13 protein-coding genes and 1 pseudogene are annotated in these 15405 nt (G+C 70.2%); 8 read left to right on the forward strand and 6 right to left on the reverse strand.

The window, feature by feature from the left end; translation table 11 throughout:
• Positions 1 to 538: 538 nt before the first annotated feature.
• The 3 genes from FV242_RS19275 to FV242_RS19285 all read left to right on the forward strand — a co-directional run bounded on the left by FV242_RS19275 (position 539) and on the right by FV242_RS19285 (position 4172).
• Positions 539 to 2731, forward strand: a complete 2193-nt coding sequence (locus tag FV242_RS19275) for a marine proteobacterial sortase target protein (protein ID WP_147940033.1) — start codon at positions 539 to 541, stop codon at positions 2729 to 2731.
• Positions 2731 to 3321, forward strand: coding sequence for a class GN sortase (locus FV242_RS19280; RefSeq protein ID WP_147940034.1), 591 nt, complete (start codon positions 2731 to 2733; stop codon positions 3319 to 3321). The genes FV242_RS19275 and FV242_RS19280 overlap by 1 nt, the downstream gene beginning before the upstream one ends.
• Before the next feature lie 92 nt (positions 3322 to 3413).
• On the forward strand, positions 3414 to 4172 hold the full coding sequence (locus FV242_RS19285) for a helix-turn-helix transcriptional regulator (RefSeq protein ID WP_147940035.1): 759 nt from the start codon (positions 3414 to 3416) through the stop codon (positions 4170 to 4172).
• Positions 4173 to 4282: 110 nt separating this feature from the next.
• Here the strand turns inward: FV242_RS19285 and FV242_RS35590 are convergent.
• Together FV242_RS35590 and FV242_RS35595 are read right to left on the reverse strand one after the other, a co-directional pair.
• Positions 4283 to 4555 (reverse strand): annotated as a pseudogene (locus tag FV242_RS35590) (transposase); the annotation flags it as partial.
• A 223-nt stretch (positions 4556 to 4778) separates the two neighbouring features.
• A complete protein-coding gene (locus FV242_RS35595) occupies positions 4779 to 4949 on the reverse strand; it encodes a hypothetical protein (RefSeq protein ID WP_246692329.1) in 171 nt (56 codons plus the stop codon).
• A 153-nt stretch (positions 4950 to 5102) separates the two neighbouring features.
• Here FV242_RS35595 and FV242_RS19295 point away from each other — a divergent pair, with 153 nt between their 5' ends.
• The gene (locus FV242_RS19295; RefSeq protein WP_187278480.1) at positions 5103 to 5345 is read left to right on the forward strand and encodes a hypothetical protein; all 243 of its coding nucleotides are present in this window, start codon (positions 5103 to 5105) and stop codon (positions 5343 to 5345) included.
• Between the two features lie 15 nt (positions 5346 to 5360).
• Here the strand turns inward: FV242_RS19295 and FV242_RS19300 are convergent, their stop codons facing one another.
• The 4 genes from FV242_RS19300 to FV242_RS19315 all read right to left on the reverse strand — a co-directional run bounded on the left by FV242_RS19300 (position 5361) and on the right by FV242_RS19315 (position 10962).
• Positions 5361 to 7211, reverse strand: coding sequence for an ABC transporter ATP-binding protein (locus FV242_RS19300; RefSeq protein WP_147940036.1), 1851 nt, complete (start codon positions 7209 to 7211; stop codon positions 5361 to 5363).
• Positions 7212 to 7297: 86 nt separating this feature from the next.
• Entirely contained in the window at positions 7298 to 8230 is a 933-nt protein-coding gene (locus tag FV242_RS19305) for an ABC transporter permease (protein ID WP_147940037.1), read from the reverse strand.
• Positions 8196 to 9155: an ABC transporter permease gene (locus tag FV242_RS19310; protein WP_147940038.1), complete on the reverse strand. Its 960-nt coding sequence runs from the start codon at positions 9153 to 9155 to the stop codon at positions 8196 to 8198. Before FV242_RS19310 ends, FV242_RS19305 begins: the two co-directional genes overlap by 35 nt.
• Positions 9156 to 9171: 16 nt before the next feature.
• Positions 9172 to 10962 (reverse strand): peptide ABC transporter substrate-binding protein, encoded by a 1791-nt coding sequence (locus FV242_RS19315; RefSeq protein WP_147940039.1) that lies wholly within the window; start codon positions 10960 to 10962, stop codon positions 9172 to 9174.
• Positions 10963 to 11180: 218 nt separating this feature from the next.
• Between FV242_RS19315 and FV242_RS19320 the strand changes: the two genes are divergently transcribed.
• The 4 genes from FV242_RS19320 (at position 11181) to rplM (ending at position 15404) form a co-directional block, all read left to right on the forward strand.
• Positions 11181 to 12599, forward strand: a complete 1419-nt coding sequence (locus FV242_RS19320) for a M20 family metallopeptidase (protein ID WP_147940040.1) — start codon at positions 11181 to 11183, stop codon at positions 12597 to 12599.
• A 193-nt stretch (positions 12600 to 12792) separates the two neighbouring features.
• Complete coding sequence (locus FV242_RS19325; RefSeq protein ID WP_246692781.1) at positions 12793 to 14079, forward strand: nucleotide sugar dehydrogenase; 1287 nt, start codon at positions 12793 to 12795, stop codon at positions 14077 to 14079.
• A gap of 61 nt (positions 14080 to 14140) precedes the next feature.
• Complete coding sequence (locus FV242_RS19330) at positions 14141 to 14725, forward strand: CoA-binding protein (protein ID WP_147940042.1); 585 nt, start codon at positions 14141 to 14143, stop codon at positions 14723 to 14725.
• Between the two features lie 217 nt (positions 14726 to 14942).
• The gene (rplM, locus tag FV242_RS19335) at positions 14943 to 15404 is read left to right on the forward strand and encodes a 50S ribosomal protein L13 (protein WP_147855873.1); all 462 of its coding nucleotides are present in this window, start codon (positions 14943 to 14945) and stop codon (positions 15402 to 15404) included.
• Position 15405: the final 1 nt, after the last annotated feature.

A 15405-nucleotide genomic window follows, 5' to 3' on the forward strand; every position in this document is an offset into this window, starting at 1 on the left:
CTCTTTCAGGCACCACCGCCCGAAGGAGGACCAGTGGACATCCACCCGTTTCGATCGCGGCTCTCATCAAGTGCCTGGAGCGGGCCTTCGGGCTTTCTGCAACGAGTCGGATCGGGACACAGAAAACCTGGCAGGAGAGCGGCTGCTGCAGCTACGGCGAGCTACAGCGCTTCGGTCGCCGCGTAGCCCGTTCGTCAGCCGACTCGGGTCCCTTCGACCTCCCGGGGTTCAACCACTTGGCGGGGCCGCGAAGTGCCACAGAACGCCTTCGCGGGAATGGCCGTACCGCCCGGAGAAGATGAGCACGGCCGGCATTCGGCCAGGAGACCGTGATGTTGGCGCCGCGCAGCGTCTGGTCGGCAGCCGGCACCGCGGGGCGGACAGAGCCGCACCGGCCCCGCACAGATCCGTCCGGTCGCGGCGAGCGGGTGCGGCTCCAGCCCGGAAAAGAGCGAAGTTTCTGGTGGTGGCAGAGGGGCGGGCGCGGGAGCTTCAGCGGCGAGCCGGCCTCGATCAGCCGGCGCAGGAGACTTCCCCGATGCCGTTCTTCACTCCACGATCCGCAGCCGAGCCCAGGCACATCGCCACGCTGTCGCCGCTCTTCCTCGCGCTGCTGGCGCTCCTCGTCATGCTCGCCTCGGCTCAGGCGGCGCCCGGACCGCGCCGGGGCGGCCTGACGCTGCGCGGGTCGGCCGGCACCGCGCAGGTCGAGGCCGTCCAGCTCGCGACCGACATCGGCGTCGATGTCAGCGGCCCGACCGCCCGGACCGTCGTCACCCAAGCCTTCCGCAACACGAGTACGAACTGGGTCGAGGGCACCTACGTGTATCCCCTGCCGGAGGACGCCGCCGTGGATGGCATGAAGCTCGTCGTCGGCTCCCGCGTGATCGTCGCCGACATTCGCGAGCGGGCGGCGGCCAAGCGCGCCTACGAGGCCGCGCGGGCGGCGGGGCAGTCGGCAGCCCTGACCACGCAGGAGCGGCCCAACATCTTCACCAACGCGGTCGCCAATATCGGCCCCGGCGAGACGGTGCTTGTCCAGATCACCTATCAGCAGACGATCCCCGTCTCCGGCGAGACGCGGATGCTGCGCCTGCCCCTGGTGGTCGCGCCCCGCTACAATCCCACCCCTGCCTCGGTGGCGGCAGTCTCCCTCGACGGCGTGGTCGAGGCGGCCCGCGACCCGGTTCCGGATCGCGCCCGGATCAGCCCGCCGGTGCTCGACCCGTCGATCTCCCGATCGACCAACCCCGTCGCCGTCACGGTTCGGCTTCGGGCGGGTTTCGCCGTCGGAGCCGTTCGCAGCGCGACCCACGCGATCAGCGTGACAGAGACCAGCCCGGAGGCCCGGACCATCACCCTGGCCAACGGCGTCGCGCCGGCCGACCGTGACCTCGAGCTGACCTGGGCGCCGGTCCCGGGCCGGATGCCCGGCCTCGGCCTGTTCCGCGAGACCGTCGCCGGCCGGACTTACCTGCTGGCCGCCGTGAACCCGCCCGCGATCGAGGCCGACACGGCCTCCCGGCCGGCGCGCGACGTCATATTCGTCATCGACAATTCCGGCTCGATGTCCGGCGCCTCGATGCGGCAGGCTAAGGCCGGGCTGCTGGCCGGCCTCGGGCGCCTGACCTCGCAGGACCGCTTCAACGTCATCCGCTTCGACGACACCTGGGACGCGCTGCATCCCGTACCCGTGCCGGCGACGCCGGATGCCCTGGCAGAGGCCGAACGCTTCGTCGCCGCCTTGGAGGCTCGCGGCGGCACCGAGATGCTGGCGCCACTCAAGGCCGCCCTGGCCGATCCCCATGCGGAGGACGGGCGCGTGCGCCAAGTCGTGTTCCTCACCGACGGAGCCGTCGGTGAGGAGGAGCAGATCTTCGCGGCGATCCACGCGAATCTTGGGCGCTCGCGCCTGTTCATGGTCGGCATCGGCTCGGCGCCCAACGGCCACCTGATGCGCCACGCCGCCGGGATCGGACGCGGCAGCTTTACCGAGATCCGCGACCTCGCGCAGGTCGGCGAACGGACCCGCGCACTCTACGAGAAGCTTGAATCTCCCGCCGTCACCGACCTGACCGCGACCTTCTCGGTTCCGGGCGTCGAGGTCACGCCGGGTGCGCTGCCCGACCTGTACCGCGGCGAGCCTCTGGTCTTCGCCGCGCGGCTGCCGAGGACTGCCGAGGGGACCGTGACCGTCGCGGGGACCGTGACCGTCGCGGGCCGGGTGGGCGGCCGGACCTGGAGCCGGACGCTGCCGCTCGCCGAGGCGGACGCGGGCGCCGGCATCTCCAAGGTTTGGGCGCGCTCCCGGATCGGCGAGACCGAGACAACGCGCCTGACCGGGCGACTCGGCGCGGACGCGGCCGACGCCACCATCCTGGCCCTCGCCCTGGAGCACGGCCTGACGACGCGGCTGACTGCTCTCGTAGCCATCGACGCCACCCCGCGCCGGGCGCCGGGCACGCCCCTCGTCGCCGCCGACCTGCCGCTGAACCTGCCGGCGGGCTGGGACTTCGCCAGTGTGTTCGGCACGGACCGGCCCGACGACGCGCCAGCCGACGAAAAGGCGGCCCGAATCGTGCCGATCAGTGCCGATGGCGCGGCCGTTGACTTGCCGCAGACGGGGGCCGGTATCCTGGCGGAGCTTAGCCTGGGCCTTCTCCTCGCTCTCCTGGGCCTCCTGCTGGGCGCCGGTCATCGGTCCGGCGGCCGGCGGACCGGGGAAATATGATGCGCCGTCATCTCGGACCCGGGCGGGGGAGGGCCCTCGCGACCCTCCTCACCCTTGCGGGCCTCGCGCTGACAGCGCAGGCCGCCTGGATACCCGTCAAGGCCATTCTGGCGCAGGTGCTGCTGGAGCGTGCCTTCGCCCGCAGCCTGGCCGGGCGGCAGCCCGCCAAGCCATGGCCCTGGGCCGACACCGAGCCGATCGCCCGGCTCACCGTCGCGGGCCGCAGCTTCGTGGTCCTGCGGGGCGGGAGCGGGCAGGCCCTGGCCTTCGGCCCCGGCCATCTGGACGGCACCCCGGAGGCCGGCGAACCCGGTACTGCGGTCTTCGCCGCGCACCGCGACACGCAGTTCGCGGGACTGGGGCAGATCGGCCCCGGCGATTCGGTCACGGTGACGGGCCGGGACGGCCGAACCTTGCGCTTCCGCGTCACCGGCAAGCGGGTTGCGCGCTGGGACGCCTCGGGCATCGACCCACACGCCCCGGGACGGCATCTCGACCTCGTCACCTGCTGGCCCCTGGAGGCGCTGCAGGCCGGTCCGCTGCGGCTGATCGTCGAGACCGAGTTGGCGTCGGAGGCAGGGCGTTCCTGATGGGTCGGCGTGGCTGGCCAGCTTGGCCGCGCTTGCGCAAATGTGCGGTTTCATGCGGATCTGTACGGATCGAGCCTGCGCGAGCCTTGTCCGTGAACGAAGTTGAACTGTCCGCAGCGCAGAGCCGCGCCATCGCCCAGAATGTACGCGAGGCGCTGGCCCGCCGACGCATGTCTCGGCAGACGCTGGCCGATGAGGCCCGGATCAGCATCTCGACCCTGGAGAAAGCGCTCGCCGGCCGCCGGCCGTTCACCCTGGCAACCACGATCCGGCTGGAGGAGGCGTTGGGCCAATCCCTGCGGCAGCCGGCGGAGCAGGCACCGGTTCCGGAACTGCCCCGTCACGCCCCCGACGAACTCGGGGCCTACGCGCGTCAGGGTGTGTCTTGGCTGGAGGGCTGTTACCTCACCCTACGCCCCTCGTTCGAGACGGCGGGAGTGATTTTCGCCTACCGAACCGAGATTGCCTGGGACACGGACAGCGCGCGCTTGGTATTCCGTGAGGCCGAGCGGATCGATGCGCCGTTCGCACAGTCCGGCAGTGTCGCCGTTCCCAGCCAATCAGGCATGGTATACTTAACGACCAACTGGCACGGGCAGCATCGTCTCGCGGTGCTAGGCCGTCCCAATATTCGAGGCGAGATGTACGGGATTCTCACCACGCTGCACGCGGGCCGCGGCATGCAGCTCACGCCCGCTGCTGCCCCGCTCGCCCTGCTCCCGGAGCGCGTTGCGGCTGAACTCCGTTACGGCCGCATCGCTCCGCATGAGGCGACTTACGCAGCCTATCGAGCGCATCTGGATCGTGTCCACGCGGACGGCTACGCCACTTTCTTCGTAAGCGTTTCCTAGCTGGAACGGCACCAGCCTAATTCACGTACCCGATCGCTTCCAACGGGGTGATCCAACATGAACGTTACTGCATCGCCGATCTGGAGTTGACCCCGTTTGTGGTTCACGACCTATGGGAGCTCTCGGGCGGTGACGGCTTTGTTGGCGAAAGCTCGGGGCGTAAAGCCATCCGGGGCTGTGTGGGGTCGATCTTCGGTGTCGTGGTACCTCCATTCCTCGACGCGCTCGCGAGCATCCGCCAACGACAGGAACAACGAGACGTTCAGGCACTCCGCCGGTAGACGGCCGTTGACCGACGCGATGTCGGCGTTGTCGGTCGGTCTGCCTGGTCGGGAGAAGTCGAACTCGACCCCGTTGAAGTAGGTCCACCGGTCAAGCATGCGGCCGGCAGAATTGGGGTGTGCAGCCGCCGGTAGGCATAGAGCACGTGCGCTACGGCCAACTCCTTCAGCCGCATCCGCAGCGCGACCTGAGGGTCGGATCGCTTCCTGTAGCGCTGCGACAGACGACAGGCGACCGACGCCGGTGGCCTGGCAGGCCCGACGCTCGGCTCGAGCCTCGGGCCACCTTGCAGGTGACCGGCGACTTCACGGCGAGCGCAGGGCCTTACCGCTGTCGCGTCAGGACATCCTGCAACATCGAGCGGTCCAGCGTCAGGTCGGCCACCAACCTCTTGAGCTTGCCGTTCTCCTCTTCCAGCTTCTTGAGCCGCCGGATCTCCGGCAACCCATGCCGACGAACTGTTTCTTTCACTGGTGGAACGTAGGCTCGGACCACCCCCCTTCCGGCAGACCTCGTCCACCGTCGCACCGTTCTGCGCCTGCCGCAGGGCAAAGGCGCCCCGTTCGTTCGTGAAGCGCTTGCGGGGCATGGCATCCCCCGTCCGGGGTTCGGGATGCCCGAAAAACTCGCGCTCAGCCGTGGATCAGTTTGCTGGGTCAGGGTCCCGACAACCAGCTAGCCCAGGCTCTACCGAACGCGGCGTATCGTCGTGGGGGCCGGCGCACAATCCGCCTCAAGCTCAAGCCCGGGAGCCTTCACTTCTCCTGGGGCTCCCGCTCGCCGCACACCGACGAAGCGTGTGATGCCGACGCGATCCGCGCCATCGTGCTGCTGCACTACGCCGATCCGCACGCTGACAGCCGGATCAAGCGGGTGCTCCGCTGGCGATGACTCCGCAGCCGCCCGTCACGCCGCTGCCATGCGCGTCGTGGCGCCCTCCCAGTCGGCGCCCCAATCCTGCACCACGTGGCCTGGGGAGACCTCACGGTACAGCCGCTCCGGCGGCGCGTAGTCCGGTGCCCGGATCGGGCTGCGGATCTCGTCGTCCGGCAGCGCGTGACGGTCCCGGCGGCGGGCAGGGTCGGGGACCGGGACGGCGGCCAGCAGCTTCTTCGTATAAGGGTGCTGGGGGTCGCCGAACACGGCCGCGCGGGGGCCGATCTCCACGATCTCGCCGAGATACATCACGGCGACCCGGTGACTCACCCGCTCGACCACTGCCATGTCGTGGGAGATGAAGAGATAGGCGAGCCCCATCTCGGCCTGCAGGTCGAGCATCAGGTTGACCACCTGTGCCTTCACCGAGACGTCGAGCGCCGAGACCGCCTCGTCGGCCACGATCAGGCGGGGGCGCAAGGCCAGCGCCCGGGCGATGCAGATCCGCTGGCGCTGGCCGCCGGAGAACTCGTGCGGGAAGCGCCCCGCGGCCTCGGCCGGCAGCCCGACCCGGGTCAGCAGCGCTTCCGCCCGCGCGCGCGCCTCGCGACCCGTGGCGAGGCGGTTGATCAGCAGGGGCTCGGCCACCGCTGCGCCGACGCTCATGCGCGGGTCGAGACTGGCGAACGGGTCCTGGAAGATCATCTGCATCCGCTGGCGCCGGAGGCGCAGGGCCTTGGGGTCGAGGGCGGCGACGTCCTCGCCGTCGAGCAGGACCGAGCCAGAGAGCGGCTCGACCAGTCGCAGGATCGAACGGCCGGTGGTGGACTTGCCGCAGCCGGATTCCCCGACCAGCGCCAGAGTCTCGCCGGCCGCCAAGCTGAACGAGACCCGCTCGACCGCGTGGACGCGCCCGGTCACCCGGCCGAACAGGCCGCCGCGCATCTCGAACCGGGTGGTCAGGTCGCGCACCTCCAGGATCGGGCGCTCGGCCGACTTGACGGTGTCGGGGGTTTCGGGCGTCGGCTCGGCGACGCCGGTGGCGCGGTCGATCACGGGGAAGCGCATCGGCCGGGCCCGCCCCGCCATGGCGCCGAGCCGCGGCACGGCCGCCAGCAAGGCCCGGGTGTAAGGATCCTCGGGCGCGGCAAAGATCCGGGCGGTGGGGCCGGCCTCCACGGCGCGGCCACGATACATCACCACCGTGCGGTCGGCGATCTCGGCGACCACGCCCATGTCGTGGGTGATGAACAGGACCGACATGCCCTCCTCGTCCTGGAGGCTCTTGATCAGGTCGAGGATCTGGGCCTGGATCGTCACGTCGAGCGCCGTGGTCGGCTCGTCGGCGATCAGGAGCTTGGGCCGGCAGGCCAGCGCCATGGCGATCATCACCCGCTGGCGCATGCCGCCGGAGAACAGGTGCGGGTATTGATGGATCCGCGACCGGGCGCCCGGGATCCGGACCTTGTCGAGCAGCCGGACCACCTCGGCCTCGGCGCCAGCCCGCGACAGGCCCCGGTGCCGGATCAGCGCCTCGGCGATCTGGAAGCCGACGGTCAGGACCGGGTTCAGGGAGGTCATCGGCTCCTGGAAGATCATGGCGATGGCATCGCCCCGGACCTGGCGCATCTCGGCCTCGGAGGCGGTGAGCAGTTCCCGGCCCTCGAACCGCACGCTGCCGCCGACGCGGCTGGCGTCCCGGGCGAGCAGCCGCATGATCGACATCGCGCTCACACTCTTGCCGGAGCCGGATTCGCCCACCAGCGCCACGGTCTCCCGGGGGCCGATATCGAATGAGACGCCATGCACCACCTCGCGCCACTGCCCGTCGGAACGAAAGGCGGCGGTGAGGTCGCGCACCGAGAGGATCGGATCCGTCACGGGCTCAGCTCCTTGACCAGTCCTGGTTTCAAAAGGTCCGGGACCTTTCGCGGGTGCAGGGCGGAGCCCTACGGCGGAGGTGCCCGTTAGAAAACCCGGCGCGGGTCGAGGGCGTCGCGCAGGCCGTCGCCGATGAAGTTGATCGCCAGCACGGTCAGGAAGATCGCGCCGCCGGGGAACAGCGCCCAGTGCGGGGCGACGTCGAGATGGTCCTTGGCGTCGAACAGCAGCCTGCCCCAGGTCGGGATGTCCGGGGGGAAGCCGAGGCCCAGGAACGAGAGCGTCGATTCCGCGATGATCGCCGCCGAGACCTCGATGGAGGCGGCCACGATCACCGGCCCCAGGGCGTTGGGCAGGATGTGGCGGCGGACGAGGTGTCCGGTGGTGGCGCCCTGCGAGCGGGCCGCCTCGACGAACTCCTTCTCGCGCAGCGTGAGGAACTGCGCCCGCACCAGCCGGGCGACCGGCATCCAGCGCAGGCCGCCGATCACCGCGACGATCATGAGAAAGACGCCGCCCTGGACCCCGAACACGGCCTTCAGGCTGTCGCGGAACAAGTAGATCACTAAGAGCAGCAGCGGCAGCTGCGGCAGCGACAGGAACAGGTCGGTCAACCACATCAGCGCCGGATCGAGCAGGCGGCGCGACATGCCGGCCAGCGCCCCGACCACGACCCCGATCAGGCTTGCCACCGCCATGGCGGCGAAGCCGACCGCGAGCGAGATCCGGCCGCCGTAGATCATCCGGGCGAGCAGGTCCTGGCCAAGGTCGTCGGTGCCGAACGGGTGCGCCCAGGACGGCCCCTGGAGCTGAGCCGAGAAGTCGATGTCGTCGATGGCCAGCGGCCAGACGAGGCCGCCGAACAACACGCCGCCGACCAGCACCGCCAGCACGGCGACGCTGGCCAGCGCCAGCCGGTGCCGGCGGAAGCGCCGCCAGGTCTCCCGCCCAGGCGAGGCCGGGGAGCGGGCCAGGGGGGACGCCTCAACGGAGGGCGATGCGAGGGTCGAGCCAGCCATAGAGCAGGTCCGCGACGAGGTTGAACAGGACGACGAGGCCCGCGAACACGAAGGTCACGGCCATCACCACCGGGGTGTCGTTGGCCAGCATCGCGTCGATCAGCAGGGAGCCTATGCCGGGGATCCGGAAGATCTGCTCGGTGACGATGGCGCCGCCGAACACCGCCGGGATCTGGAGGGCGACGAGGGTCACCACCGGGATCAGGGCGTTGCGGGCGACGTGCCGGCGGGTGACAGTGCCCTCGGTCAGCCCCTTGGCCCGGGCCGTGGTGACGTAGTCGAGGCGGGCGACGTCCAGCGCCGAGGCGCGCACGTAGCGTGTGTAGGAGGCGGCCTGGAAGAAGCCCAGCACCGCCACCGGCATGATCGCTTGCCGCACGCTCTCCCAGGCCCAGGCCAGCCCCGTGCCGGGCAGGTCGGCTTGGTAGACGAAAGGTAGCCAGCCGAGCTTGATCGAGAACAGCAGGATGAACAACAGGCCGGTGAAGAAGGTCGGCAGCGAGAAGCCCACGAAGGCCAGGGTGTTGGCGACCTGGTCGGCCAGCGAGTAGGGCCGGCGGGCGGCGTAGAGCCCGACCGGCACCGCCACCAGCAGAGCCAGGACCTGCGAGGACCCGACCACGAACAGCGTGGTCGGCAGCCGCTGCAGGATCAACGTGTCGACGTTCACCCGACTGGCGAAGGAGAAGCCCCAGTCGCCGTGCAGCATCGCCCAGAGCCAGCGCAGGTAGCGGGTGAAGATCGGGTCATCGAGCCCGAACTTGAGCCGCAGGGCCGCGCGGACCTCCGGGGGCACGTTCGGGTTGGCGGCGAGCTCGCCGAACGGGTCTCCCGGGGCGAGGGCCAGGACGACGAACAGGATCAGGCTGATCCCGAGCAGGCTCGGGATCGCGATCAGGAGCCTGCGCAGGATGTAGGCGCCCATGGCGCGCGGCTCCCGCTCAGGCCTCCCGGCTCCATTCGGGCAGGAACGCCAAGTCGTTGTCCCAGCCGCTGCGCGGGGCCACCAGCTTGGCGGCGGCCCCCGAGACCTCCGCCCGATGGATCAGCGGCAGAATGTTCTCCGAGACCGCGAGGTCGTTGGCCTTGATCAGCAGGGCGGCGCGCTTGACCGGGTCGAGTTCGGCCTGGGCGTCCCTGTAGGCGGCGTCGTAATCCGCGTTGCGCCAGCGCGCGATGTTGCGGCCCTGCCACTTGTTGTCCTTGGTAGCGGCCTCCCACGAGACGTACTGGAGCAGCCAGGTCGAGGGATCGGCCTGGGTCATGCTGATCGCGTACATCTCCATGTCCGCGTAGAAATGCGGGAACGTGTCCGGGTTGGCCGGGTCGGAGGAGAAGAACACCGAGCCGGTGACCGATTTCAGCTCGATCTCGATCCCGGCCTTGGCCGCCGCCTGCTTGATGATCGCCTGGGTCTTCTGGCGCGGGGCGTTGATCGAGGTCTGGAACAGCAGCTTCAGGCGCTTGCCGTCCTTGGCCCGCACGCCATCCGAGCCTCTCGCCCAGCCGGCCTCGTCGAGGAGCGCGTTGGCCTTGGCCGGGTCGAACGCGAAGCGGGTGTTCTTGGAGACGAAGCGCTCCGGGCCGTTGACCGAGTTGGCCGTGGCCCGGCCGGTCCGGCCGTAGATGTAGTCCTGGATCGACTTGCGGTCGACCAGCAGGTTCATCGCGTGGCAGACCTTCGGGTCCGAGAAGGCGGGGTGCTTGGTCTTGAGCGAGGAGCGTTCGCCGTCGACCTCGACGTTCGGGTCGGTGGTGTTGAGCAGCAGGAACTCGAGCTTGCCGCCGTAGACGACGTCGACCCGGCCCTTGCCGCCGGTCTCCAGGCGCTTGAGCACCTCGTCCTCGACGAGCAGGTTCCAGGCGTAGTCGTACTCGCCGGTCTGGAGCACCGCGCGGGCTGCCGAGACCGCGTCGCCGCCGCCCTTCATCTCGATGGTGTCGAAGTAGGGCCGGTTGGGCAGGTGGTAGTTCGGGTTGCGCTCGCCCCGGACGATGTCGCCGGGCCGGAACTCGAGGAACCGGTACGGCCCGGTGCCCACGGGGGCGAGGTTCTGCGGCGCATCCCGGGACTTGGCCCCGGTATAGGCGGCGAACAGATGCTTGGGGATCACCATGCCGACGGTACCCACGAAGGCATCGCTCCAGTACGGCGTCGGCTTGTCGAACAGGATCCGGACGCTGAGGTCGTCGACCTTCTCGACCGTGCAATCCTTGTAGGAGCCGATCGTCACCGCCGCGGTGGCGGGGTCGCGGGCATAGGCCCAGGTGAACACGAGGTCGTCGGCGGTGAGCGGCTTGCCGTCGTGCCACGTCACGCCCGGCTTGATCTTCCAGACCACCGAGCGGCCGTCGGCGGCCAGCCCGCCATTCTCCTTGGACGGGATCTCGGCGGCCAGCACCGGCACGAGGTTGCCGTCCGCGTCCCAGGCGGCGAGCGGCTCGTAGAAGATCCGCGAGGCCTCCTGGTCCTTCGTGCCGATGGCGAAATGCGGGTTGATCAGGGTCGGCGCCTGCCACCAGAGCAGGCGCAGCGCACCGCCGCCGCCAGCCTTCGCCGCCTTGTAGCCGCCCCGGATGTCGGCGGCCATCGCCACCCCGTTCCCCGCCAGCATCAGCCCCGCCATCGGCGCGGAAAGGCCGACGGCCAGCATCCGCTGCACGAAGCCGCGCCGCGACAAGCGGCCGACCTTCACCTGCCCGATGAGCCCGCGCAGATCCCGCTCGTCCATGCACCTATCCCTGATTGCCGCCGCGCCCCGCATAGCATCCTTCTGGGTGCGGCTTTGGCAAGGCCCTTGGCAAGGGGCGCGCCAGTTACGCTTGGGGCGAAACGTCGTCGCCGGGGCTCGGCAGCCTGGCCCCGGGCCTGCATGACGGGGCCCGACACGCAGGCCGCCGCACCCGCTATGGATGCGCATCGACGCGAGACACGCTCGGAGACGACGAGATGGACAACCGCAACACCGTGTGGCGCCACGTCGATACGCAGAAGGCGCGGCTGATCGCCCTGTCCGAGCGCGTGTGGGGCATGCCGGAGGTCTGCTACACGGAAGAGCGCTCCTGCGCCGAGCACGCGGCGGAGCTGCGCCATCAAGGCTTCCGCGTCACCGAGCAGGTCGCCGGCATCCCCACCGCCGTGATGGGCGAGGCGGGAGAGGGCGGTCCGGTCATCGCCTTCCTGGGCGAGTACGACGCGCTACCAGGACTGTCGCAGGAGGCGGGGATCGCCGAGCACCGGCCCGTGGAGCAGGGTGGCCACGGCCATGGCTGCGGCCACAACCTGCTCGGGGCGGCGGCGTTGCTGGCCGCGACCGCCGTGAAGGACTGGCTCGCCGAGACCGGCACCCCCGGCCGCGTGCGCTATTACGGCTGCCCGGCCGAGGAGGGCGGAGCCGCCAAGGCGTTCATGGTCCGCGAGGGCGCCTTCGCGGATGCCGACATCGCGATCTCCTGGCACCCCGGCAGCTTCTGGGAGGTGGCGCCCCCGGTGGCGCTCGCCAACACCCGGGCGGACTTCATCTTCACCGGCCGGACCGCCCACGCGGCGGCCGCGCCGCATCTCGGCCGCTCGGCGCTGGACGCGGTGGAACTGATGAGCGTCGGCGTGAACTACATGCGCGAGCACATGCCCTCCGACGCGCGGGTGCACTACGCCTATCTCGACGCCGGCGGCATCGCCCCCAACGTCGTCCAGGCGAGCGCCCGGGTGCGGTACTCGATCCGGGCGCGGGACCTCCCGGGCATGCTTGCCCTGGTCGAGCGGGTGAAGAAGGTGGCGGAGGGCGCCGCCCTGATGACCGAGACCGGCGTCGAGGTGCGGATCGTCAGCGCCGTGTCGAACCTCCTGGGCAACGACCCGCTGGAGCGGGCGCTCCACGGCGTCATGGAGGAACTCGGGCCGCCGCATTTCGACGAGGCCGACCGGGCCTTCGCCGGCGCGATCCGGGGGACGCTCAGCGACGGCGACATCGATGCCGTGTTCCGCGCCATCGGGCTGCCCCGTACGGAGGCACCGCTCGCCGATTTCCTGGTCCCGCGCGACGCTCCGCGCAACCCGGCGGTGGGCTCCACCGATGTCGGCGACGTGAGCTGGGTGGTGCCGACCGTGCAGGCCCACGCGCCCACGGTGGCGATCGGAACCCCGTTCCACACCTGGCAGGTGGTCGCCCAGGGCCGCAGCCCGGCCGCCCACAAGGCGATGGTTCAGGTCGCCAAGGCGATGGCCGCCACCGGCGCCCTGGCGCTCACCGATCCGGCCCTTCGCGAGGCCGCCAAGGCCGACCTCGCACGCCGGGTCGGCGCCGCCGGCTACGTCTCGCCGCTGCCGCCGGAGGTGGTGCCGCCGCTGCGGATGTCGGTGGGGTGAAGGCGGCGGCAGGCCACGCGCGCCTTTCCCTCCCCGTGGGGTGGGGAGGGAGCGCGACTGCCGTGAAGGCGATGCACCGTCGCTGGCCCAACCCCGCATACCGAAACCCGCCCGGAACAGGTATGACCCGATCCGGGCGGCACGCGCCCCGCACGGCATCACGATGGACGTCACTCCCTCCGAAGAAACATGCGTGGCCATCGTCGGCCTGGGCTATGTCGGGCTGCCGCTCGCCCTGGCGTTCGGGCAGGGCCTGCGCACGATCGGCTACGAGCGCGCGACCGCCAAGGTCGCGGCCTACCGGGACGGGATCGACCCGGCCGGCGAGATCGAGCCGGGGGCATTCCGGGCAGCCCAGTACCTGTCGATCACCGACGACCCGGCCGCCCTGTCGAGGGCCGACGTGATCATCGTCACGGTGCCGACGCCGGTCGACGACGCCCAGAGCCCGGATTTCAGCCTGCTCACCGAGGCCTCCGCGCTGGTCGGGCGGCACATGCGGCCCGGGGCGACCGTGGTGTTCGAATCCACGGTCTATCCGGGCGCCACCGAGGAGGTCTGCGTGCCCGTGCTGGAGCGGCATTCCGGCCTGCGCTGGAAAACTGATTTCTGGGTCGGCTACTCGCCGGAGCGGATCAATCCCGGCGACCGGGAGCACAGCCTCGCCAAGGTCGTGAAAATCGTGGCCGGCGACACGCCCGAAACCCTGGACCGGCTCACCGCGCTCTACGGGACGATCATCGAGGCCGGGATCCACGCGACCTCGTCGATCCGGGTCGCGGAGGCCGCCAAGGTGATCGAGAACACCCAGCGCGACCTGAACATCGCGCTGATGAACGAGCTGTCGCAGATCTTCGACAAGCTCGACCTCGACACCCTGGAGGTGCTGCGGGCCGCCGGCACCAAGTGGAATTTTCTGCCGTTCCGCCCGGGGCTGGTCGGTGGCCACTGCATCGGGGTCGATCCCTATTACCTGACCCACAAGGCCGCGATGGTCGGCCACCATCCGCAGGTGATCCTGGCCGGGCGTCGCATCAACGACAGCATGGCGGCCCATGTCGCCCGCAAGACCGTCAAGCTGATCGTCCGGCAGGGGGCCCGCAATGGCGGCGGTGCCCGGGGCGCCAAGGTCATCGTGCTGGGTTTGACCTTCAAGGAGAATTGCTCGGACCTGCGCAACTCCAAGGTGGCCGACCTGGTCCGGGAGCTGGCGGAGTTCGGCTGCGCCGTCTCGGTCCACGATCCCCGCGCGCGCAAGGACGAGGCCAGGGCCGCGTACGGCATCGACCTGATCGACTGGGCCGATCTGCCCGACCAGGCCGACGCCGTCGTGGTGGCGGTGCCGCACCGGGACTATGCCGAGCGCCCCCCAGAGGAGATCGCCGCCCGGCTCAAGGCCGGGGGCCTGATCGTGGACGTGAAGGCGCTCTACGACCCGGCCGCGTTCCGGGCGCTGGGGCACGAAGTCTGGCGGTTATAGAGAGATGTGAACCCGCACGGCCGCCGGCCCTGCGATGATGCGGCGGGAGCGGATCCGCGACATGCAAGAGACCAGCGTCACCGAGGAGCCGGGGTCGGATTTCGCCGGCCGGCACACGCGCTATCCAGAGGCGCAGATCCGCAGGATCCTGAACGACACGCGCACGATCGCGCTGGTCGGCGCCTCCGCGAACCCGGCCCGCCCGAGCTGGATCGTGCTGAAATACCTGCTCGACCGGGGCTATGCGGTCATCCCGGTCAATCCCGGGCTCGCCGGGCAGGAGCTGCTCGGGCGGCGGGTGGCGGCCGCGCTCGCCGAGATCCGTGAGCCGATCGACATGGTCGAGATCTTCCGCAACTCTGCCGCCGCCGGCCCGCTGGTGGACGAGGCGCTCGCCCTCGACCCGCCGCCGAAGGTGATCTGGATGCAGCTCGGCGTGCGCGACGACGCCGCCGCCGCCCGGGCCGAGGCCCGCGGCCTCGCGGTGATCATGAACCGCTGCCCGAAGATCGAGTACGGCCGGCTCTCGGGGGAGATCGGCTGGACCGGGGTGAACTCCCGCATCATCACCGCGAAGAAACCGGTTCTGGCGGGCCGGGGCGTCCAGAGGCTCACCATCGCCGAGCGGGGCAAACGCCCGGAGTGAGGGACGCGGTATCATGATACCGCTAAGGCGAAGTCATTCCAACGAAAAGCGTTTTCGGGATTTCGATTTTATCGGTTGACGGAGCGGGCATCCCCGGCTATCCACCGGCCGTCGCCGCCGCGTGCTCCCCACGCGGCGGCTCGTTTTTCGGCACCCCGAGGCTGTCCGCGTCCCGATCCGTCGGGGTTCCGGCGCATCGGAACCCTGGGATCTCACCATGAAGACCACCTCGCTAAAGCCCGCCGAGGTCGACAAGAAGTGGATCGTGATCGACGCGGAGGGCCTCGTCGTCGGCCGCCTCGCCTCGATCGTCGCGATGCGCCTGCGCGGCAAGCACAAGGCCGCCTACACGCCCCACGTCGATTGCGGTGACCACGTGATTGTCGTCAACGCGGACAAGGTGAAGTTCACCGGCCGCAAGTACGTCCAGAAGCGCTACTACTACCACACCGGCTACCCGGGCGGGATCAAGGACCGCACGGCCAAGTTCATCCTCGAAGGGCGCTTCCCCGAGCGCGTGGTCGAGAAGGCCGTCGAGCGCATGCTGCCCCGCGGCCCGCTCTTCCGGCAGATCCTCGGCAACCTCCGCGTCTACAAGGGCGCCGAGCACCCGCACGTGGCCCAGCAGCCGCAGGCGCTCGACGTCGGCGCCCTCAACCGCAAGAACGTGAGCGCTTGAT

This window comes from Methylobacterium sp. WL64 (assembly GCF_008039945.1).
Classification (GTDB): Bacteria; Pseudomonadota; Alphaproteobacteria; order Rhizobiales; family Beijerinckiaceae; genus Methylobacterium.